General features: G+C 62.8%; 20 protein-coding genes. 2 read left to right on the top strand and 18 right to left on the bottom strand.

The window, feature by feature from the left end:
• Positions 1-290: 290 nt before the first annotated feature.
• From KUV45_RS09770 to KUV45_RS09740, 7 genes are all read right to left on the bottom strand, one after another.
• A complete protein-coding gene (locus KUV45_RS09770; RefSeq protein ID WP_222162867.1) occupies positions 291-1,277 on the bottom strand; it encodes an alcohol dehydrogenase catalytic domain-containing protein in 987 nt (328 codons plus the stop codon).
• Positions 1,278-1,292: 15 nt separating this feature from the next.
• A complete protein-coding gene (locus tag KUV45_RS09765) occupies positions 1,293-2,060 on the bottom strand; it encodes an SDR family NAD(P)-dependent oxidoreductase (protein WP_222162866.1) in 768 nt (255 codons plus the stop codon).
• Positions 2,057-3,370, bottom strand: a complete 1,314-nt coding sequence (gene hisD / locus KUV45_RS09760; RefSeq protein WP_206940920.1) for a histidinol dehydrogenase — start codon at positions 3,368-3,370, stop codon at positions 2,057-2,059. The genes KUV45_RS09765 and hisD overlap by 4 nt, the downstream gene beginning before the upstream one ends.
• A 228-nt stretch (positions 3,371-3,598) precedes the next feature.
• On the bottom strand, positions 3,599-4,909 hold the full coding sequence (locus KUV45_RS09755; protein WP_206940921.1) for a TRAP transporter large permease: 1,311 nt from the start codon (positions 4,907-4,909) through the stop codon (positions 3,599-3,601).
• Between the two features lie 11 nt (positions 4,910-4,920).
• Positions 4,921-5,484 carry a TRAP transporter small permease gene (locus tag KUV45_RS09750; RefSeq protein WP_222162865.1) on the bottom strand — a complete coding sequence of 188 codons (564 nt, stop codon included), beginning with the start codon at positions 5,482-5,484 and terminating at the stop codon, positions 4,921-4,923.
• Positions 5,456-6,628, bottom strand: coding sequence for a TRAP transporter substrate-binding protein (locus KUV45_RS09745; RefSeq protein WP_222162864.1), 1,173 nt, complete (start codon positions 6,626-6,628; stop codon positions 5,456-5,458). The genes KUV45_RS09750 and KUV45_RS09745 overlap by 29 nt, the downstream gene beginning before the upstream one ends.
• Positions 6,629-6,630: 2 nt before the next feature.
• A complete protein-coding gene (locus KUV45_RS09740; protein WP_206940926.1) occupies positions 6,631-6,873 on the bottom strand; it encodes a hypothetical protein in 243 nt (80 codons plus the stop codon).
• Positions 6,874-7,098: 225 nt separating this feature from the next.
• Here KUV45_RS09740 and KUV45_RS09735 point away from each other — a divergent pair, with 225 nt between their 5' ends.
• The gene (locus tag KUV45_RS09735; protein WP_222162863.1) at positions 7,099-8,115 is read left to right on the top strand and encodes a LacI family DNA-binding transcriptional regulator; all 1,017 of its coding nucleotides are present in this window, start codon (positions 7,099-7,101) and stop codon (positions 8,113-8,115) included.
• 7 nt (positions 8,116-8,122) lie between these two features.
• Here the strand turns inward: KUV45_RS09735 and KUV45_RS09730 are convergent, their stop codons facing one another.
• The 7 genes from KUV45_RS09730 to KUV45_RS09700 form a co-directional block, all read right to left on the bottom strand.
• Entirely contained in the window at positions 8,123-9,169 is a 1,047-nt protein-coding gene (locus KUV45_RS09730) for an Ldh family oxidoreductase (protein WP_222162862.1), read from the bottom strand.
• Complete coding sequence (locus KUV45_RS09725; RefSeq protein WP_222162861.1) at positions 9,166-10,101, bottom strand: hydroxyacid dehydrogenase; 936 nt, start codon at positions 10,099-10,101, stop codon at positions 9,166-9,168. Before KUV45_RS09725 ends, KUV45_RS09730 begins: the two co-directional genes overlap by 4 nt.
• Before the next feature lie 80 nt (positions 10,102-10,181).
• The gene (locus tag KUV45_RS09720; protein ID WP_222162860.1) at positions 10,182-10,673 is read right to left on the bottom strand and encodes a tripartite tricarboxylate transporter TctB family protein; all 492 of its coding nucleotides are present in this window, start codon (positions 10,671-10,673) and stop codon (positions 10,182-10,184) included.
• Positions 10,670-12,196, bottom strand: coding sequence for a tripartite tricarboxylate transporter permease (locus tag KUV45_RS09715; RefSeq protein WP_222162859.1), 1,527 nt, complete (start codon positions 12,194-12,196; stop codon positions 10,670-10,672). Before KUV45_RS09715 ends, KUV45_RS09720 begins: the two co-directional genes overlap by 4 nt.
• A 10-nt stretch (positions 12,197-12,206) precedes the next feature.
• Entirely contained in the window at positions 12,207-13,172 is a 966-nt protein-coding gene (locus KUV45_RS09710) for a tripartite tricarboxylate transporter substrate binding protein (protein WP_206940938.1), read from the bottom strand.
• Between the two features lie 149 nt (positions 13,173-13,321).
• On the bottom strand, positions 13,322-14,491 hold the full coding sequence (locus KUV45_RS09705; protein WP_206940942.1) for a UxaA family hydrolase: 1,170 nt from the start codon (positions 14,489-14,491) through the stop codon (positions 13,322-13,324).
• 2 nt (positions 14,492-14,493) lie between these two features.
• Entirely contained in the window at positions 14,494-14,778 is a 285-nt protein-coding gene (locus KUV45_RS09700; protein ID WP_206940944.1) for a UxaA family hydrolase, read from the bottom strand.
• Positions 14,779-14,991: 213 nt separating this feature from the next.
• Between KUV45_RS09700 and KUV45_RS09695 the strand changes: the two genes are divergently transcribed.
• The gene (locus tag KUV45_RS09695) at positions 14,992-15,714 is read left to right on the top strand and encodes a GntR family transcriptional regulator (protein WP_222162858.1); all 723 of its coding nucleotides are present in this window, start codon (positions 14,992-14,994) and stop codon (positions 15,712-15,714) included.
• 80 nt (positions 15,715-15,794) lie between these two features.
• Here the strand turns inward: KUV45_RS09695 and KUV45_RS09690 are convergent, their stop codons facing one another.
• The 4 genes from KUV45_RS09690 to hflK all read right to left on the bottom strand — a co-directional run bounded on the left by KUV45_RS09690 (position 15,795) and on the right by hflK (position 20,861).
• Positions 15,795-17,090 (bottom strand): adenylosuccinate synthase, encoded by a 1,296-nt coding sequence (locus tag KUV45_RS09690; protein ID WP_206940948.1) that lies wholly within the window; start codon positions 17,088-17,090, stop codon positions 15,795-15,797.
• Positions 17,091-17,248: 158 nt separating this feature from the next.
• Positions 17,249-18,430: an ATP phosphoribosyltransferase regulatory subunit gene (locus KUV45_RS09685; protein WP_222162857.1), complete on the bottom strand. Its 1,182-nt coding sequence runs from the start codon at positions 18,428-18,430 to the stop codon at positions 17,249-17,251.
• Positions 18,431-18,701: 271 nt separating this feature from the next.
• Entirely contained in the window at positions 18,702-19,607 is a 906-nt protein-coding gene (hflC, locus tag KUV45_RS09680) for a protease modulator HflC (RefSeq protein WP_206940952.1), read from the bottom strand.
• Positions 19,608-20,861: an FtsH protease activity modulator HflK gene (gene hflK, locus KUV45_RS09675; RefSeq protein ID WP_222162856.1), complete on the bottom strand. Its 1,254-nt coding sequence runs from the start codon at positions 20,859-20,861 to the stop codon at positions 19,608-19,610. It lies immediately after the preceding gene.
• Positions 20,862-20,956: the final 95 nt, after the last annotated feature.

The following is a 20,956-nucleotide window of genomic DNA, read 5'->3' as shown; positions in this document are numbered from 1 at the left end:
GTTCTTGTTATTGTCGTTTGCACCAGTGTTACCTCTACTGGCCGGTCTGCACAAGAGGGCAACGACAGTAAATTGTGCAGTGCAGCGTTAAAGCAAGCACCTGAATCCATTAAGAGAACCGGCGACATGCGGGGTGTAAGCTTATGCCCTGCCGAGCGTCGAAGCCCGCCCTGTTCGGCGGCGTGGCGTGATCACACCACCTGTTGCGACAGTGCCTGCTACCCCGCGGGAGGTACCCTCATCACCACGATGCGACTTTCGTCGCATACCCCGCACCGAGTCGGAGCGGCTCAGGGATGCAGGATGATCTTGGCGGCACCGGTGCGTCCATTGGCCAGTGCATGGAAGGCGTCGCCCCCCTCGCTGAGGGACCGATGCTCCACCCAGCTCAGCTCTCCCAGCGCCGACGCGTCCAACAGCGCTACCGCAGCATGCAGATCCTCGAGGCTGTAGGTGTAGGCGCCCAGAAAGCTGAGCTCCTTCAGGGTGATGGCACGGGTGTCGGTGACGCCTGCATTATCCTGAAGCCCCAGGTGCATGATCGCTCCGCCAGGACGGGTACAGGCCACCGCCATCTGGCGAGTCGGCCCCGCCCCCACGCAGTCGAAGACGGCCTCCACGGAGTTTTCGCCTGGCGCGGTTGAGAGTGGATCCAGCGCCTCGAGTCCCGCTCTTTCCGCCGTCTCGCGCCGCAGTGGGTTGAGGTCAGCGATGCGCAGGGAGCGCACCCCACGTCCGCGCAGTACCAGTGCGGTGATCAGCCCGATGGCTCCGGCACCGATGACCAGTACGCTGGACTCGGCCAACGGCCGATCGAGCACTCGCTCAAGACGGTGAATGCCGTGCAATGCCGTTGCCACGGGCTCGGTCATGGCCGCTACCTCGGCACTCAAGGTGGCAGGCAGCTCGATCAGGCTGCTGTCGGCGATAGTGACCGACTCGGCAAAGCTTCCCGGCCGGTTCATGCCAATCATGCTGCGGTTCTCGCACAGATTCTGGCGCCCAGAGCGACAGTAGCGACAATGTCCGCACACAATCAGCGGGTTCATGGTGACTCGTCGCCCCTTCCAGGCACCTTCGACCACTCTTCCGGCCGCCTCGTGACCCAGAATCATCGGCGGAACACGGCGCGGATCATGGCCATGATAAGCATGCAGGTCCGACCCGCAGATACCGGTTGCTTCAACCTGCACCCGTGACTCGCCCGGCGCCAGGGGCTGAGGTTCCGCCTGCTGCAGCGCCATGCGCTCATGCCCGGTATAGAACAAGGCTTGCATCCTGTTTCTCCTGGTTTACTTGGCGGTGAAACCGCCATCGACATGCAAGATCTGCCCGGTGACATAGGCCGATGCCGGTGATGCCAGAAAGACTGCCGGCCCCGCGATGTCCTCGAGCCGCCCGTTGCGTCCAATGGCGGTCTGGCGTGCCAACGCCTCGGATCGTTCAGCGTCGCCGAATACCGGCGAGGTGAGTTCGGTGGGGAAGAAGCCAGGCGCCAGCGCGTTGGCGTTGACCCCATGCCGCGACCAGGCCTCCGCCATGGCGCGCGTCAGCTGGGCAATTCCCCCCTTGGCCGCGCCATAGGGGGCGCTGTCGGGAAAGGCGCGACTCGACTGCAACGAGGCCAGGTTGATGATGCGGCCGTAGCCTGCCCGGCGCATGCCAGGCACCAGGGCTCGGGACAGGAAGAACGGGGTTCCCAGGTGCAACTGCAGCGTCAGTTCCCAGGCGGCAAGATCGACCTCGCCCATCGGCTGGCGCAAGTTGACCCCTGCCGCATTGACCAGAATGGTGGGCTCGCCGAAGGGTTCAGCGGCACGCCGCGCCACCTCGTCCAGCCCATGCGGGTCGGCCAGATCGGCAGCAAGAGCGGCCGCCTGGCCGCCCTCCCGACAGATCTCATCAACACCGTCGGCCAACACCTCTGCTCGCCTGGCCGTCAACACGACCCGAGCACCACTCGCCGCCAGTGCTTCACCGATGGCGCGCCCCAGACCACTACTGCCCCCAGTGACCAGCGCCACCCGACCGGCTAGATGAAAGTCAGGACGCATGCTCATACCTCGTCTTCTACCGCCAGCTGGAAAGTCTCGTCGGGATAGTACTTGGCCAGACGGATGTCGCCGGTACGCGCGTGACCCTCCATGCCCTCACAGCGGGAAAGCCGCGCGGCGGTAGCGGCAACGGTACGCGTGGCCTCACGGCTCTGACGCTGGTAGGTCACGATCTTGAGGAACTTCTGGGCGCACAGCCCGCCGGTGTAGCGCGCAGCGCCCTTGGTCGGCAGGATGTGGTTGGTGCCAGAACACTTGTCACCAAAGGCCACCGACGCTTCCTCCCCCACGAACAGCGACCCGTAGCTGTTCAACCTCGCCATCCACCAATCCAGGTCCTCGACCTGCAGCTCCAGGTGCTCGGAGGCATAGCGATCGCTGACCTCGACCGCCTCTTCACGGCTGTCGCAAATAATGATTTCGCCGTAGTCGCGCCAGGCGGCATCCGCGGCCTTGCGCTGGGTGTCAGGCAACGCATCGATACGTGTCTGGATCCGCGCATCCACCGCTTCGGCCAGACGTCGGGACGTCGTGAACAGCCAGGCGGGGGAATCCGGGCCATGCTCTGCCTGGCCCACCAGGTCCTCCACCACGATGTCGGGGTCGGCGCTGTCATCGGCGATGATGCCGATCTCGGTAGGCCCGGCAAACATGTCGATGCCACAGCGGCCAAACAGCTGGCGCTTGGACTCTGCCACGAAGCGATTGCCGGGACCGACAAGGATGTCGGCAGGCTTGCCGGTGAACAGACCAAAGGCCATGGAGGCAATGCCTTGAACGCCACCCATCTGCAGAATGACGTCCGCTCCGGCCAGATCCATGGCATACAGGATCGCCGGATGAATGCCGTTCTCGTCACGGGGCACCGAACAGGCCACCACATTCTTGACGCCAGCCACCTTGGCCGTCGCCACGCTCATGATCGCCGAGGCGATATGGGCGTAACGTCCCCCTGGTACGTAGCAACCGGCCGTTTCCATGGGAATCAGCTTCTGGCCGGCAAACAAGCCGGGCGACAACTCGGTCTCGAACCCTTGAATGCTGTCACGCTGGGCAGCGGCGAAGCGGCTGACTCGCTCGTAGGCGAAGTGAATATCCTGCTTGAGCTGTTCTGGCACCTTTTCCTTGGCCGCTTCGATCTGGTCACGGCCGACGATCACATCACCGCTCCAACCATCGAGTTCGCGACAGTACTCCCGCGCCTTGTCCTCTCCTCCCGCTTCAATCTCGGCGAGCATGCGCGACACCACCTCGCGGGTCTGGTCGTCGTTGCTGGAGGCATTCTTGTCGGCTTGCTTGTAGTAATGAATTGCCATGATGTTTCTCCTAGAGGTGATCGGCCAATGTGGATCACCGCGCCTGCCTGGGCATGCGCAGCTCCAAGTAGGTGCCACCGGCTCGGCCGTCTAAGCCAGTGGCGTTGCTCACGTTGTGACGCATCAAGTCGTTGCGCTGCGGTACGTCGCATCCAATGTAAGCGCTTACAAATGACGCCTTAAAAGAGGGAGGCACAGGCGTCCTCCCTCGTCCATGTCGCTGTACCGTTATCCCAGCGCCCAGGTGGACAGCCACGGCAGATAGGCAATCATCAACACGACGATCAACATGCCGAGCACGAAGGGCACCGCGTAACGGGCAATCGCCAGCACCGAGCAGCGGGTCAGTCCTGACACCACGAACAGGTTGAGCCCCAGCGGTGGCGTGATAAAGCCAAGCCCCAGGGTGGTGACCATCAAGATGGCAAAGTGGAAGTCGTTCATGCCGGCCTCCTGAGCGACCGGCAACAGCAGCGGCGCCAGGATGACGATGTTGGGAGTGGTCTCCATGACGCATCCCGCCAGTACCAGAATGCCGATCATCAGCAGGATCATCAGCCATGGTGCATCGGTGAGTCCGCTGATGCCGCTTACCAGCGTCTGGGGAATATCGAGACTGGCCAGGCTCTGCGCCAGCGGCAGCGATACCGCGATGATGGGCACGATGACGCCGCACACCCTGGCCGAGCTTTCCAGCATGCGCGGGATATCTCCCAGCGTCAGCCGTCCCTGGCGCAGACCGATGATGACCACTACCACCACGGCCACCGCGGCCGCTTCGGTAGGGGTGAAGATACCGGTATAGATGCCGCCCAGGATCACCACCGGCACAAACAGTGCCCAACGGGCATCCCATACGGTGTCGAGCCAGCGCTTCCAGGAAAATCGCTCTCGATCGCCTTCGAAGCCATAGCGCCGATTGAGCACCATATTGGTCGCCATGACCGAGATCATGACCATGACCCCGGGAATGGCCGCAGCCAGAAACAGCGTCGACGCCGACATGCCAAGTACCAGCCCCATGACGATGTAGGCAATCGAGGGAGGAATCAAAATGCCGGTACAGGCTCCCGAGGCGACCAGCGCACAGGCCGCCGGGAGCGGGTAGCCCCGCTCCACCAGGCGAGGAATGGTCATGCGGCCAACCGCCGCCGCGCCTGCCGCATCGGAGCCTGAGATACAGGCGAAAAAGCCGCAGCCCAGGGTGGTGGAGTTGCCAAGGCCCGTCTTGAGCCCTCCGACACTGGCCTCCGCCACATCGAGCAGTTTGCCGGACAGCCCTGAGCGCACCAAGGCGTCACCGGTGAGGATAAACAGCGGCACCGCAATCAGCGCGAAGGCATTGATCCCCTCGAACAGTGACTCACCGAAGACGGACAGTGGCAATGCCTCGGTGAAGGTCAACATGCCAAGCGTCCCGAGCCCTATGGCCACCCAGATGGGCACGCCAACCAGAATCATCACGACCAGGGCGGTCAGCGGCGCGTAGAAGGTCCAGTCAAGCGAGGCCGCAGCCTGCTGAAGTTCCATGAATTCCATGACGCATCACCTCAGTCGAAGAGCTTCTGGCCATCGAACACGGGATCACCGCGTTGCATCCGACGGACATCGGCCAGCATGCACTGGATCACCCGCCAGGCGATCAGCAGAAAGCCCATGGGAATGGCGGCGAGAAACAGCGCCTGGGACACCCGCAGGCCCGGCGTCACCGATCCGAAATGGATGGACGTCAGGACCGGTGCGACAGACAGGTAGAGCGCCCATACGGCCAGTACCAGCGTGCACACGTCGGTGATCCACCATCCCAATCGCTTCATCCTTGGGCCGCCCAGATTGATCAAGACGTCGATGCGAATATGGGCACGGTCACGCACCGCCGCCGCTGCGGCCAGCCAAGCAAGATAGATGAAGGCATAGCGGGCCAGCTCTTCGCCCCACACCGAGGAGTAGTTGAGGACGAAGCGGCGGATGACTTCCACCGCGATAGTCAGGATGATCAGCGCATAAAAGGTCAGCAGCAGCCAGCGCTCAGTGCGCCGATCGACAGCATCCCAGCGCAGTCTGAGCGCGTGCCAGCGGTTGTCCTTAGGCGTTGCTGTCGACGTAATAGCCATTTGACACCTCCGCAGCTTCCAGCAATGAATCAAAGGCTTCCAGTGAACCGGCCAGCTCGCGCTTGGTCGCATCCCAGGCCGCCAGCTGGTGGCCACACTTCTCCTTCCACTGGCTGCGCTCATCCTCATCCGGGATATAGACCTCCACTCCCGCCTGGCGCATCTGGTCGTAGGCATAGGCTCGCGCCGCCGGCACCTTGGCCAGATTCTCGCGGAAGGTCACATCGGCTGCTGCCAGCACGCTTTCCTGCAGTGCCGCATCCAGCCCATCGAACCAGGCCTTGTTGCAGGTGTAGACCTGGGCGTCGGGTACCGACTGGATAGTGGAGATGCTCGACAGCACATCGGTAAACCCGAACACCAGCAATGCCTGCACACTGGGATCCAGGGCATCGGCCACGCCCTGCTTGATGGCAGAGGAGGTTTCGCCCCAGGCCACCGGCGTGGGGTTGGCACCGGCCAGACGATAGACCTGCTGAAGAATCTGGGAAGACGGCACGCGGAACTTGATACCGGCAATGTCGTCGGGTACGCGCACGGGACCGTCTAGCAATCCCTCACGCACGGCAACGGTGCGCGGGTCGATACAGATATACGACAGCACCTTGAAACCGCGCTCCTCCACCTTGTGATGGACCACCTCACGCCATGCATCAGAAGTGACCAGGTTTACCAGCCGCTGGTTGTCACCGCACCAGTAGGGGATATTGATCAGGTCGACCTCGGGGGCAAAGGCGGAGAGGTTGGACAGCGAATGCTGGGCCATGGCGATGGTGCCATTCTGGACCTTGGTGATCAGACCTCCCCCGGCGCCCAGCTGACCACCGGGTGCCAACTTCACGTACAGGCGACCGCCGGAGAAGTTCTGCAGGTTCTCCTTGAGGTTGAGTTGCATGATGGGATACGCCCGGGATGCCCCCAGCGTGTAGCCGGTGGCCATGACCAGGGTCATCTCCGCGGCAGACTCACGCTCGGACTCTTCCTTGGCGGTGGCCGCCATGGCGCGCTCGGAGAACAGCGTTCCTCCCACCGCGCCGACAATGGCAGCAGTGAAGCCGAAACGCGCAACGCTGCCGAGGAAGTGGCGTCGTTCCGGCTGGCTGGGCGCTCCGTCGGCCGTGGTGTCGAAGTGGCGTGCAAGCATGATTATTGTCCTTGTTGTTGTGCGGTAGACGTCGCCTCCGCCTCCGCCTTCATGCCAGCCTCGAACTTGAGGCAGGCCGATACGAAGGTGGCGGTGGCAGCAGCGAGCAGAATGCCCTCCTCCGCCGCCCCCATGGTCCATAGGCCCGGCAGATAGCGTTGGATGGCAACGTTGATGAAGAACGCGGCGAATAAAAGAATGGCTAGCCAAAGCAGTGGCTTGGCAGCAGATGACGACCTGGACATAAGAGGCGGCTCCGGTCTTTCGTTGGCATTGTGTCGAGTGTTGGCCAGCGCTCCAAACGACGTCAGCAGGCATGGACACTCGGTGCTACACTTTGGTCAGATTATTTTTGTAAGCGCTTACAAAGCGTACTACTCAAGGTAGATTCCTCTATAGGACCTGTCCAGAAAAAAGTCCTCTATAGGACTAAAGGCCAAACCGGCTGTACCACCGAGCGAGGACACCAGATGAGTGAGCGCCAGCGAAGAACCCTATTGGAAGACGTCGCCCGGGAAGCCGGCGTGTCCACCGCGTCGGTATCGCGCGTGCTCAACCAGGCCCCCCACGTCAGCGAGCGACTCAAGGCCAAGGTCGAGTCTGCAGTGGCTCGGCTGGGTTACGTGCCGGATGGCTCGGCCCGGGCACTGGCATCGCGGCGCATAGGGGCAATCGGCGCGCTGGTGCCCACGCTCGACAACCCGATCTTCGGCACCATGGCCGACAACCTCGAGCGCCAGCTCAAGGGACATGACTGTCGCCTGCTGCTGGCGACCTATCGTTACGACCTGGATGACGAGCTGCAGGCACTGCGCACGCTGGTCCAGCATGGGGTCGACGGCATTGTGCTGATTGGCCACGAGCATCACGATCAGACATATGCACTGCTACAGCAACGACAGCTGCCCTTCGTGACCTCCTGGCAGACCTCAAGCACGGCCCAGGGGCCGTGTATCGGCTTTGACAATGCCGCAGCCGCCCGCCAGCTGGTCCAGCATCTGCTTGGCCTGGGCCACCGACGCTTTGGCATTATCACGGCCCCCTTCGGCCAGAACGACCGCGCCAGGGCACGTCTTCAGGGGTTTACCGACACCCTGACCGCCGCGGGATGCCCGGCACCTCAGATAGAGGTCGTGGACTATGGCATTGCTGAGGGCGCGGCGGCCTGCGCGCGTTTGCTGACGTCCGACCGCCCACCCAGCGCCCTGCTGTGTGGCAACGACACCCTGGCGTTAGGGGCCTTGCTGGAAGCACAGCGCCGTGGTGTCAGGGTGCCCAATGCCCTCTCCATCACCGGCTTTGATGACCTGCCCCAGGCGGCGTTCATGACGCCCGCCTTGACCACCGTCTCGGTTCCCGCCAAGGACATCGGCATCCAGGCGGCCGATGCGCTGATGGGGTGGATACGCCACGGACATCGACCAGCGGATATCACCCTGGAGGCGCAGGTGAAGCTGCGCCAATCCACGGGGCCTGTTCCTGACTAGTACATCCCTAGCCCCCGGAGAAGCTCCTGGCGATGTCTGAAAGCTCTGCCACCAACCCGGCGGGCAAGGAAATGCGGTCTCCACCCTGCTGCCGAAGCTGGCGGCGGCGGTCACCTGGCAAGCGCACCCCCGGCTGGTCGAGCATCGCCGCAAACAGGGTTTCACAACGCGACAGCACGTTGGGCGCAAAGCGAGCCGCATCGAACAGCAGGATCAGGTGGCCCACTTCGGGGGGCTCACCTTCGGCTTCAAAGAACGACCCCGCCTCAAACCCGAAGCGACTGCCGGAAAGGCCCGCGCAGAGCAGTTCGACCATCATCGCCAGGGCTGCACCCTTGGCATCTCCGGCGGGCACCATGCTGCCCTGAATGGCCAGATCCGGGTCCGTGGTCGGCAGGCCATCGGGCCCGACCGCCCAGCCCTCGGGGATAGGTTGCCCGGCCTTGCGGGCCAGCATGACCTTGCCTCTGGCCACCTTGGACAGGGACAGGTCGAGCACCATCGGTGGGCCAGAGCATCGCGGACAGGCGAAGGCAATCGGGTTGGTACCAAACAGTGGCTTGTGACCGCCCCAGGGCGCCATGGCCGAAGGTGCGTTGCTGAAGGCCAGTGCCATGAAGCCGTCCATGGCAGCGCTCTCCACCGGAGCGCCAGCGACGCCGAAATGGTGTGAGCGTCCGACGGAGACAGCGCAGACCCCCAACTCGGCAGCCACCTTCTGGCCTTCTTCAAGGCCGCGAGCCACCGCAGGAAAGGCGAGCCCCTGATCAGCATCTACCCGCACGACGGCTCCGTCTCGCGTCACCCGGGGCACCGCCCTGGCATTGACCTTGCCGGTGGCGGCTTGATCGAGATAGAACGGCAGTCGCGACAGGCCGTGAGACGGCAAGCCGTCGCGCTCGGCGTCCAGCAATGCTGTTACCGTCAGCGTCGCCTCGCGCTCGGCGAAGCCCCTGGCCAGCATTGCCTGCATGGCGAGGTGGCCGGCCTGCTCCCGGCTCAGCGCTGTGGTCTGCGGCAGCGTGCCCTCGCTGGGTTGTTCAGCTTGCTTCATGACACCTCCTCAGACGTCAGCATGATGGCCACGTTCTCTGCCGTCATCTGACTGATACGCTGATTGGATTCCTCCGTCACTCCGGCAATGTGCGGTGTCAGGATCAGGTTGGGCGCCCCCTCCAGCACCGATCCCGCCGCCAGAGGTTCCTGTTCGAAGACGTCCAGCATGGCGCCCGCCAGATGACCGCTCGTCAGCGCTTCCGCCAGGGCCGCTTCGTCGACCACGCCACCCCGCGCCGCATTGATCAGCACGGACTGGGGTTTCATGCAGAAAAGCCGCTCGCGATCCAGCAGGTGGCGCGTCTGATCCACCAGCGGTACATGCAGACTGAGCACATCGGCACGCCCGAGCAGATCGTTCAGCGTGTCGCACCGATCTATCGTCTGCCACACGGGGTCACTGGCCGGCACATGCGGATCGTAAGCCTGTACCTGCATGCCCAATCCCATGGCGAGTCGAGCGGTCGCCCGGGCAATCACTCCAAGCCCGACCAACCCCAGTACCGCGCCCTTCACCTCGCAGCCCATCAGTGCCTGACGGGGCCACTGTCCTTGCAGCATCGCCTCAGTGGACGCGTACGCCCGGCGTCTCAACATCAAGGCGCCGGTCACCACGTACTCGGCCACCGAATCGGCGTTTCCGCCCTGGGCGGGCTTGACCTCGATCCCGCGCCTTGCGCACTCGTCCAGGGCGATGTTGTCGAGTCCCACCCCGAGGCGTCCCACCACCTTGAGATGGGGGGCTGCCGCCAGCAGCGCACTATCCACCTGGGTGCGGTTGCGAACGATCAGCGCCTCGCACTGGCTGACGGCTTCCCGCAGTCGCTCGGGCTGATCGACCAGCTGAGGGTCCATCACCACGTCATGCTGTTGAGCGAGCCAGGCCACCGCCCGCTCGTCCATGAACTCCGAAATCACGATCCTGGCCATGACGATCTTCTCCTTGTTGCCTGCCCACCCCTGCTGCGGACATCTCGCCCGCCACAGGGGACGACAGGGTGTGGGTGGGGTCATGCCGCAAGCCAGCGTCCCGTAGGTAGTGGCACGTTGAGTACCACGGCGAAGAGCACATAGAAGAACGCCACCAGCAGACAGCCGGCCAACAGGTGTCCGGCCAAGCGCTTGAGCGTCCATTGCTGATACTGCGCCACCGCCATCAAGGCCACGAAGCTGCCAAGGCCAGTCAGCAGAAACCCGAGCCATGGCAGTGCCAGGGCCCACACCGACATGACCCCGACCAGCGCCAGGCGTCGAGGCCTGGAACCTCCCCCCGCCGGGCTCCCTGCGACCACCCCGCGCAGCAGTAACTGCGCCAGCCGCAGTGCGGCGGCTACCATCACCCCTGCAGAGATGACCGCAGGAAACACTGCGCCCAACTGGCTCATCTGGCGGGTTTCCCACAGGCAAAGGCCAGCGCCCACCATAAACAGCACGGGCAACAGCACCTCACTGGCGCGAGAGCGGGCGGCCGGTACGGCACGCATCGACTTGTCAGCCGTCATGACGACACCTCCTCGTTAAGGCTGTTGTTGCCTTGTCGCTTGGCGACGCGGCGCGCCTTGACCAACGGGTAGAAGACGCTCAACAGCGATAGCGCGATGATGGTCAGGCTGATCGGCCCTCCGAAGAAGGTGCCGACCACGGAGCCGCTGGCACGTCCCATCAAGAACCCCTGGACAAATCCCTGCTCGGCGATGGGGCCCAGAATCAGTCCCAGCACAATGGGTGAGGGCCGAAAGCCATAGCGGTTCAGCACCCACCCCACCACGCCCAGGCAAAGCATGATCATGACGTCGCTGGCGCTGTTGCGTATGGCGTAGGTCCCGATCACCGTCATGAAGGCAATGGTGGGTACCAGCAGCGCCTTGGGAATGGCGATGATCGACTTGAAGGCGTAGCGCCCGATCAACAGGCCCAATGGCAGCAACAGGCAGGTCGCCAGGAACAGCCCCGCCACAAAGGTGTAGGTGATGCCGGCGTTGGTGGTGAACAGCTCCGGCCCGGTACGAAATCCCTGCACCAGCAAGGCCCCCAGGATCACCGCATCCGGCGGCGTGCCGGGAATGCCCAGAACCAGCGTAGGAATGAACCCTCCGCCCACGGTGGCATTGTTGGCAGACTCGGTCGCCAGCACGCCCTGTGGGTTGCCCTTGCCGAAGGAGCCTGGGTCCCTGGCCACGCGACGCGCCTCGGAGTAGGACACCAGACTGGCGATGGAGCCACCGGCACCAGGCAGGATCGCCACGCCGGTGCCGATGGTCGCAGAGCGCAGCAGGTTCCACTTGCCCCTGATCGCCTCACCCAGGCCCTCGCGGAAGCGTACGCCGCGGGATGCGTCGTCGACTTTGAGGTGAGCGGCTGGGGTCGCCACCAGGTCGATCAGTACCGGAATACAGTAGAGTCCGATCAGCGCCGACACGGTCTCAATGCCGCCGAGCAACACTGGCATCCCGTAGGTGTAGCGGATATCACCACCAATCACCGCGACGCCGACCGTGGACAGCAATAGTCCCAGGCCAGCCCCCATGAAGCCCTTCAGGGTCGAGTCCTCGGACAGCGCAGAGATCAGGGTGAGCCCGAAGATCGCCAGCCAGAAGTACTCGACCGGGCCAAAGCTGAGAGCCACCTGGGCCAGCAAGGGGGCCAGCAGCAATAGCGCCAGCACCCCCACCAGCCCCCCCACCACCGAGGCAATGGTCGACAGGGTGACGGCCAGATCGCCATCACCCCGCTGCGCCATGGGATAGCCGTCGAAAGTGGTGGCAATCGCCGAGGGTGTCCCAGGCGTGTTCACCAGAATGGCGGAATAGGAGCCGCCGTAGATGGCGCCGGTATAGATGGCACCGAGCATGATCAGCGCGGATTCAGGTGCCATGCCGAAGGTGACAGGGACCAGCACGGCCACCGCCATGGTGGCAGATAGCCCCGGCAGCGCGCCGATCACGATGCCGGCGGTGACGCCCAGCAAGGCCAGCGCAAGATTCAGCGGCGACAGCGCGCCGAGAGCATGAGTGATGAGCTCCATGATCGTAACCTCAATCGATCAAGCCGAGTTCTCGTGCACTGGTCTCGTACTGGGCGCTCTGTTCCACCAGAAAATCCGCTACCTCATCATTGCCGACATCCAGCAGGACGAACCCCAGATCCTCCATTTCCTGGCGGAACTGCGGGTTCTGATTGATCTCGCCGAAGATCTGCGACAGCTTGGCCGTGACCGCGTCGGGGGTGCCAGCAGGCACCGCCATGCCACGGTAGGCACCGCCTACCATGTCGTAGCCCAGTTCCTGAAAGGTCGGAACATCGGGGAACAGCGGATGCCGCTCGTCAGCCGCGACCGCCAGCATGCGCACCTTGTCCTGATGATTGGCGGCGACCGTGGTGTAGCCCCACTCCGCCTGAACCTGGCCACCGAGCAGCGCGGTGACGGCAGCGCCGGTGCCCTTGAAGGGAATATAGGTGGTGGTCACGTCCGCCAGCTGCTGAAAACGCGTATTGGCCACGTCATTGGCGCTGTAGGTGCCGCTGCCCGAAAAGGTCACGGCGCCAGGGGCCTGGCGCGCCGCTTCGACCAGCTCTTCAAGGGTCTGATAAGGGCTGTCGGCATTGACCAGAATGGCATCCGGTGAATAGTGGAAGAAGGTGAAGTTATGGATGTCCTGGGTAGCGAATCCAGCATCCTTGCCCATGGGTTTGAGCACAATATGGGGCAGGTTGGTCCCCATGATGGTATAGCCATCGGCAGACATGTCATTGAGCTGCGACCAGCCGACCGCTCCGCCGCCTCCGGGCATGTACTGGATGACCAGTTGCTCGCCGGTCAGCTCCTGAAAGTACTTTTGCTGCAGGCGGGCGCTGATATCGGACTCGCCCCCGGGACCAAAGGGAATGACATACTGGATATCCTTCGACGGAAAGTCCTCGGCTTCCGCCATCGCCAGCGGAGCGACAAGGGAGGATGCTGCCAGCATCGCAGTCAGTGTGAAGGTAGTGGAAAGGCGCATGACGTGACTCCTGATATTGTCGTTATGGGGTGGTCAGGATCTGAGTGGCGAGCCCACATCGCTCGCCGTTCTTGCACAACTTTCTTTTCCAAACGCGTCGAACCTCCCGACCACTGCCGGGAGGACCTTGCACTAGCAGTGTCGCGGTCTCAGGCGCTTTCGTAGAGACGCGTCAACACGAACTCCCGATGACCCAGCGCTTCGGCGGCGGTATGTCGGCCGTTGGCCGTGCGCACCATCATCTCGAGCAGCTGATCACCCGCTTCTTCCATGTTGATCTCGCGCTTGAGGATGGAGGATACATCCACGTCGATATGCTCGCTCATGGTGCGCACCGTGCGCGGATTGGCGCAGATCTTGACGACCGGCAGGATGGGATTGCCGATCACGTTGCCCTGGCCGGTCGGGAAGAAGTGCACCACATAACCGGCAGCCGCGCACAGCGTGACCATTTCGGCGGCCGCGGACGAAGAATCCATGAACCATAGCCCTGGCTTGTCCGGGGTCTCGGCCTTGTCGAGCACACCATCGACCTTGCAGCGACGACCGATCTTCTGAATGTTGCCCAGCGCCTTCTCTTCGATAGTGGTCAGGCCGCCCTCGATGTTGCCCTTGGTCGGCTGGGACTCGGACAGGTCACTGGTCTTGTGACGATCAATCATGGCGCTGTAGCGATCGAACATGGCCTGGAACTGCTGGCGTACTTCCGGCGTTGCGCAGCGCTCGGCCACCAGGTGTTCACCACCAGTCAGCTCTGACGTTTCACCGAACACCAAGGTACAGCCCGCGTCATACAGCTTGTCGAACGCATCACCGACGGTAGGGTTGGCACCGCAGCCGGAGGTGGTGTCCGATTCGCCGCACTTGGTGGACACCCACAGCTCGCTGATGTCGCACTCTTCGCGCTGGATCTCGCTGGCGTACTGGACGAATTCCTTGGCCTTCTTGGAGGCGGCGCAGATGGTGTTGTGATCGCCATTCTGTTCGATCCAGAAGCCCTCCACCGGCTTGCCGGTGGTCTTGATGCCATCCACCACCTTGTTGGTCCAGCCCGGCTCGATGCCGATGACGATCACCGCTGCCACGTTGGGGTTGCAGCCTGTACCAATCAGCGTACGAAAGTGGAGATCCAGGTCAGCACCGAACTGCAGTCGGCCATAAGGGTGCGGCAGCGCCAGCGCGCCCTTGATGTTATTGGCCACGGCCTCGGCGGCAGCGTTGGAGATATCATCCACCGGCAGCACGATCACGTGGTTACGTACGCCCACCCGGCCATTCTCGCGACGATATCCCTGAAACTTGCGTCCCTTGATTTCCATGCTTACCACCTCTTGGTTTTGACGTTGTGGACGTGAAGGTGCTCACCCTGCTTGATCGGCTTGACCACCCGACCGATGTCCACCCCGTACTTGATCACGGTGTCGCCCTCGGCCAGATCTCGCGTGGCCAGCTTGTGGCCAATTGGAATGTCATTGCTGACGGCAAAGGTCACGGTCTGGTCCTGGTGCATCACCCAGCCGGTCAGGGTTTGCCCTGCCTTGATTCCCTCCACCACCACGACCCCGACGCTGTCGTCGGCATCGTGAACCACAAAATCGATGCTCATGCTGTGCTCTCCTGAACGAATGTTATTGACGTTGTGATATCGCCAGCTAACCGGACGGCCTGATCATGGCCGGGTGGTCTCGGGCGACGCTTGCCGCCCTCACAACTCATATATAGGACATAGAATATAGTACAGTCAAGTATCATCTACAGGTGGCCACCGCTATACTGTCGAGCAAGCACCGGACCTCGCGGAACGAAGAAAGGACATCCGATGGAACAACCCAACCTCAGCTATCGCCCGCTCTATCAGCAGATCAAGGACGTCCTGCTGCAACGCATCGTGTCCGGCGAATGGGCGCCCGGCACGTTTATTCCCAGCGAATCCGCGCTCGCCAACGAGTACAAGGTCAGCGTGGGCACACTACGCAAGGCACTGGACTCCCTGGCCAGCGACAATGTGGTCATTCGCTATCAGGGCAAGGGAACCGTGGTCGCCACCCACGATCAGGACAGCTCGCTATTTCGCTTCTTCCACCTCACACGACTGGACGGCACGCGATCCCTACCGACGTCGCGAATCCTGGTCAGAACGAAGCGCCAGGCAAGCGAACAAGAACGTGAGGCACTGGCACTCGCCCATGGCGCTGAGGTCATTCACATTCAGCGGGTACGAGAGCTCGAAGGCACCCCCGCACTGCTTGAGGATGTGGTGGTATGTGCCAAGCGATTTGCCACGCTGGATAGCCATCCGGAAACCCTGCCCAACACGCTGTACCAGCTGTATCAGCAGCGCTTTGGCAGCAACGTAAGCCACGCCGAGGAGCGCCTGTTTGCGGTGGCGGCAAGCAAGGATGAGCAGACCCATCTGGGCATTGCGGAAGGAACACCGATTCTGGAGATTCGGCGCATTGCCAAGGATATTCAGGACCAGGCACTGGAATACCGCGTATCCCGTTGCGAGACACGCCATCATTGTTATTTCAATGAGCTGTAGAGTGGCTAACAGCAGCTAATGGGCGGGTCAAAAAGACAAAAAAGGCCGGCATCATTGCCGGCCTTTTACGGTCTTGCTGCTTATGCCCCGAAAGGATTACGCAGGACGATGGTCTCGTTGCGATCCGGGCCGGTGGAGATGATGTCGATAGAGGTACCGACCTGCTCCTCAAGGAAGCTGATGTAGGCACGAGCGGCACTGGGCAGGTCTTCGACGCGTTTGACGCCGAGGGTGGACTCGCTCCAGCCGGGCAGGTCCTGGTAGACCGGTTCGACGGCCTCGTAGCCCTCGGAGTCCACCGGGTTGTCGAGCACGTCGCCGTCCTTGCTGCGGTAGCCGACGCAGACACGGATGTTCTCGAGGCCATCGAGCACGTCCAGCTTGGTCAGGCAGATGCCGGAGACGGAGTTGATCTGTACCGCATGGCGCAGGGCCACGGCGTCAAACCAGCCGCAACGACGGGCACGACCGGTGGTCGCACCAAACTCGTGGCCCTTCTCGGCCAGGTGACGGCCGTGCTCATCGAACAGCTCGGTCGGGAAAGGACCGGAACCCACGCGAGTCGTATAGGCCTTGGTGATACCCAGCACGTAGTCCAGGTACAGCGGACCAACGCCGGAGCCGGTGGCCGTTCCACCCGCGGTGGTGTTGGAGCTGGTGACGTAGGGGTAGGTGCCGTGGTCGATGTCCAGCAGCGAGCCCTGGGCGCCCTCGAACAGGATGTTTTCGCCATCCTTGCGCAGGTCGTGCACCAGGCTGACGGTGTCGGCCACCATCGGACGCAGCTCTTCAGCCATCTGCATGGCGCTCTCGAGCGTCGCCTGGAAGTCCACCGGCTCTTCACCGTGATACTTGGTCAGCACGAAGTTGTGATAGTCCAGCACTTCGCCCAGCTTGGAGGCAAACCGCTCGCGGTGCAGCATATCACCCAGGCGCAGGCCGCGACGGGCAACCTTGTCTTCGTAGGCCGGCCCAATGCCGCGACCGGTGGTGCCGATCTTGGCGATGCCGCGCGCTTTCTCGCGGGCCTGGTCAAGGCGCACATGGTAGTCGAGGATCAGCGGACAGGCCGGCGACAGGCGCAGACGCTCGCGCACGGGCACGCCCTTGCTCTCGAGCTCACGGATTTCCTTGATCAGCGCTTCAGGAGACAGCACCACGCCGTTGCCGATGACGCAGGTCTTGTCTTCGCGCAGAACGCCGGACGGAATCAGGTGGAGGACCGTTTTCTCACCGTCGATCACCAGCGTATGGCCGGCATTGTGACCGCCTTGAAAACGCACCACGGCGGAGGCAGATTCGGTCAGCAGGTCAACGACCTTGCCCTTGCCCTCATCGCCCCATTGGGTACCCAGTACGACTACGTTCTTGCCCATTGCTCTTCTCGTCTCTCTTGGTTGCGCCTTGGGGAAACACTGCACAGCTCGCGAATCGCGACTGGAGACAGCGTTTGCGTGGCGCCACTGTCGGTGTCAGCGCCAGACCCCGGCGCCCCGATTCGGCCTTCGTGAGAAGGCATCACCCTACTCTGGCGTTACGTGGTGAGGGGTTCTAGCACCCACTCCTGTCCTCTAGCGACCAGCTGCTCGCTGCAGTCGTGCCCTGGAGCACGCTGTCCCGGCAGGCCCTGGATCACGCGGCGGCCCTGTCGCCTAAGCTTCTGTACCGCCTCGTCGAGCCCTGGAGCGCCCTCATCAGCAGGCGCCCACACGCTGTCTCCGTCCGGATCCTTGGTGGCCAGGGTAGCCAGCAGCTTGAGGTCCATGGAGAAGCCTGTCGCCGGACGGGCGCGGCCAAAGGCACGACCGGTATCGTCATAGCGACCGCCCTTGGCCAGTGCCTGACCATATCCCGGCACATACGCGGCAAACATCATGCCCGTGTGGTACTGATAGCCACGCAGCTCAGCCAGATCAAAGTAGCAGTCTACCTCGGGATGCTCGCGCTGCACGCCCTGGTACAGGTCATAGAGCTTGTCGAGGGCATCATTGACGGCCTGTGGCGCCTCGGCAAAGGCTTCGCGGGCCTGGTCGAGGACCTCGGGGCCGCCGTGCAATTCGCCGAGGGTACGAAACATGGTGGCCAGCGCCGGATCGCTGACGGTGCGCGCGACCTCGGCCTCCAGCTGACCGGGTGACTTGAGCGCCAAGGCCGCGGAAATCGCATACTCCGCCTCCGCATCCAAGCCAGCCACTTCCACTAGATTACGGTAGATACCCACATGGCCCAGCGCCAGGTGAACTTCACCGGCACCCGAGGCCTCCAGGCTTTCCAGCGCCAGGCGCAGAATCTCGAGGTCAGCGGCCAGGCTGGCACTGCCGAACAGCTCGACACCGACCTGCACCGGGCTACGTCCGCCCTGATGCTTGTCGGCCTTGGCGCGCAGCACATTGGTGCAATAGCAAAGGCGTACCGGCCCCTCGCGTTTCAGCGAGTGCGCGTCGATCCGCGCGACCTGTGGCGTGACGTCCGCCGTCACCCCCATCATGCGGCCGGTGAGCTGGTCGGTAAGCTTGAAGGTCTGGAGATCCAGGTCCGTGCCGGTACCCGTCAACAGGGAGTCGAGAAACTCCACGGGAGGCGGCATCACCTGGTCGTAGCCCCAGAGATGAAAGAGGTCGAGCAGCGCCCGGCGCAGCTCCTCCATCCGGCTGGCCTGAGGAGGAAGCACCTCGTCCATGCCGTCGGGCAGAAGCCAGCGGTCAGCGATGGTCATGTCGATATCCTGCCTGGTCGATATCTTGCTGTGACGTTTTGCTTGTCCCGCACGCACGCCAAACCTCGCGCACAGGTGAATTCCGGTGATTCGTCTTGGGACAAGAATCAAGGACTTCGGCGTGCAGGCGAACGCGTTGAACTCAGCGATGTCGGGGAATGTCGGCCACAAAAAAACCGGGCCACGCCCGGTTGACGGATTCTATCACGTTTGGCCGCCAGTTGAACCCCGCAGGGGCGTCTTTCGCCCCTGCGAGTCGCAGCCATCTGATCTAGTTCACCACCCGAGGCGTACTGCCAGCATCGGGATTGGCGCTTTTCAGGTAACGGAAGAAGTCACTGGACGGGTCCAGCACCATCATGTTGCCGTCACCTTCCGCGAAGGAATCACGGTAGGCATTGAGGCTGCGCCAGAAGCGGTAGAACTCGGTGTCGCCCTGGTACGCCTGGGAGTAGATCGCGGCGGCTTCAGCGTCACCTTCACCGCGCAGTGTCTCGGCACGCTCGTTGGCCTGGGCCAGCAGCACCTGACGGCGACGATCGGCGTTGGCGCGAATACGCTCGGACTCTTCCTGACCCTGAGCGCGCCATTCCCGTGCCTCGCGCTCACGCTCGGAGCGCATACGGTCGTACACCGCGGAAGACACATCCTCCGGCAGATCGATACGCTTCACGCGAACGTCGAGAATGGCAACACCCAGCTCGTCCTGCATCAGGGTATCGAGCTCTTCGGTGGGGCCAGACATCAGCTCATCACGCTTTTCAGAGATGATCTGCTGCAGATTCAGCTGACCGAATTCGTTACGCAGGCTCTCGTCGACACGGGGCTGAATCAGGCGCACCGCCATCAGCTCATCCCCTGCCGTCGCCTCGTAGTAGCGGGTGGGGTTGACCACCTGCCACTTCACGTAGGAATCCACGATCACCGCCTTCTGTTCCTGGGTCAGATAGCGGCTGGCATCAGTATCCAGCGTCAGCACCCGGGTATCGAACTTGCGGATGGTCTGGGTGATCGGCACCTTGAAGTGCAGACCCGGCTGAATGTTTTCCTCGATGACTTCACCGAAGCGCAGCTTGACCGCACGTTCGGTCTCGTCGACCACGTACAGGCTGTTGCTGGCTAGCCAGGCCACGGCGGCCAGGCCACCGACGATGAGCAGGGATCGGTTATTGATCATTTAGCGACCCTCCCGCTGAATACCACTGTCGCGGCCGCTGCGACTGGAACTTGAATTGGCGCTCGAAGAGCCGCTCTCGGCGCGAAGGCGCTCCAGCACCTGCGGATCGAGCGAGCTGGCGCTTTCGGATGAGGACTGGCTGCTGCCGCCACGACCAAGGCGGTCCATCGGCAGTACCATCAACGGACTGTTCTGATCGACGTCCACCAGTACCTTGCTGGTCTGGCCGAGCACCTCGGAGATGGTGTCGAGGTACAGGCGCTCACGCATGATCTCTGGCGCATCACGATATTGGGTCAGCAATGCCGTGAAACGGTTAGCCTGACCGCGGGCCTCGGCAACCACCGACTCACGATAGCCCTGGCCCTGCTCAACGATACGCTGTGCCTGACCCTGTGCTTCCGGGATGATGGCATTGGCGTAGGCCATGGCCTGGTTGATCGTACGCTGACGATCCTCACGCGCCCGGATAACGTCATCGAAGGCATCCTGCACCGCATCGGGGGGCGAGGTGGACTCGACGTTCAAGGTCACCAGACGGATACCCGTGCCATAGTTGTCCAGGTAGGTCTGCAGACGACTGGCCACGGCGCTGCCGAGAATCTCACGACCGGAGGTCAGGATGTCGATCATGTCGGTGCCGCCGACCACATGGCGCAGGGCCGAGTCGAGGGCATTTTCCAGCGACAGCTCCGGATCACGCACGTTCAGCACGTAATCGCGGGGATCTGCGACCTGGTACTGGGCCGACATTTCCACGGACACGATGTTTTCGTCTTGTGTCAGCATGGACTGGGTCTGGCTGACAGAGCGCACGCGGGTCACGTTGACCATGCGCACATCGTCGATCAACGGCGGATTCCACTGCAGACCCGGCGTCACGACTTCCTGGAACTTGCCGAAGCGTAGAACCACGCCACGCTCGGACTGGTCTACCAGATAGAAGCCACTGGCCGCCCAGACAGCCAGACCGATAACGATCAGCAGGCCCGGCAGCGCAAAGGTGTTGCGCGGACGATTGCCGCCGCCCTTGCCACCGCTGCCACCGCCACGCTTGCCGCCTCGGCCACCCAGCATGCCATTGAGCTTGTCCTGAAACTTCTTCAGGGCTTCATCCAGATCAGGTGGTCCCTGGTTATCGCCGCCACGGTTGTCACCGCCGCGGTTACCGCCACCATTGCCGCCTCGACGCCCCCCGCCACTCCAGGGATCGTGCTGGTTGCCGTTGCCGCCACCAGGCTCATTCCAGGCCATACGTCGTCTCCACTCTGTGCCCCCGCGTCACGAGGCGCATCGATTGCGATCCTTGGGTCACGCTGCACAGACCTCTGCGCTCGACGTCCATCCAG

This window comes from Halomonas sp. DP3Y7-2, from assembly GCF_019800795.1.
GTDB lineage: Bacteria > Pseudomonadota > Gammaproteobacteria > Pseudomonadales > Halomonadaceae > Halomonas > Halomonas litopenaei_A.
The sequence above is the reverse complement of the archived record's forward strand: the minus strand, read 5'-3'. Positions and strand labels throughout refer to the sequence as shown.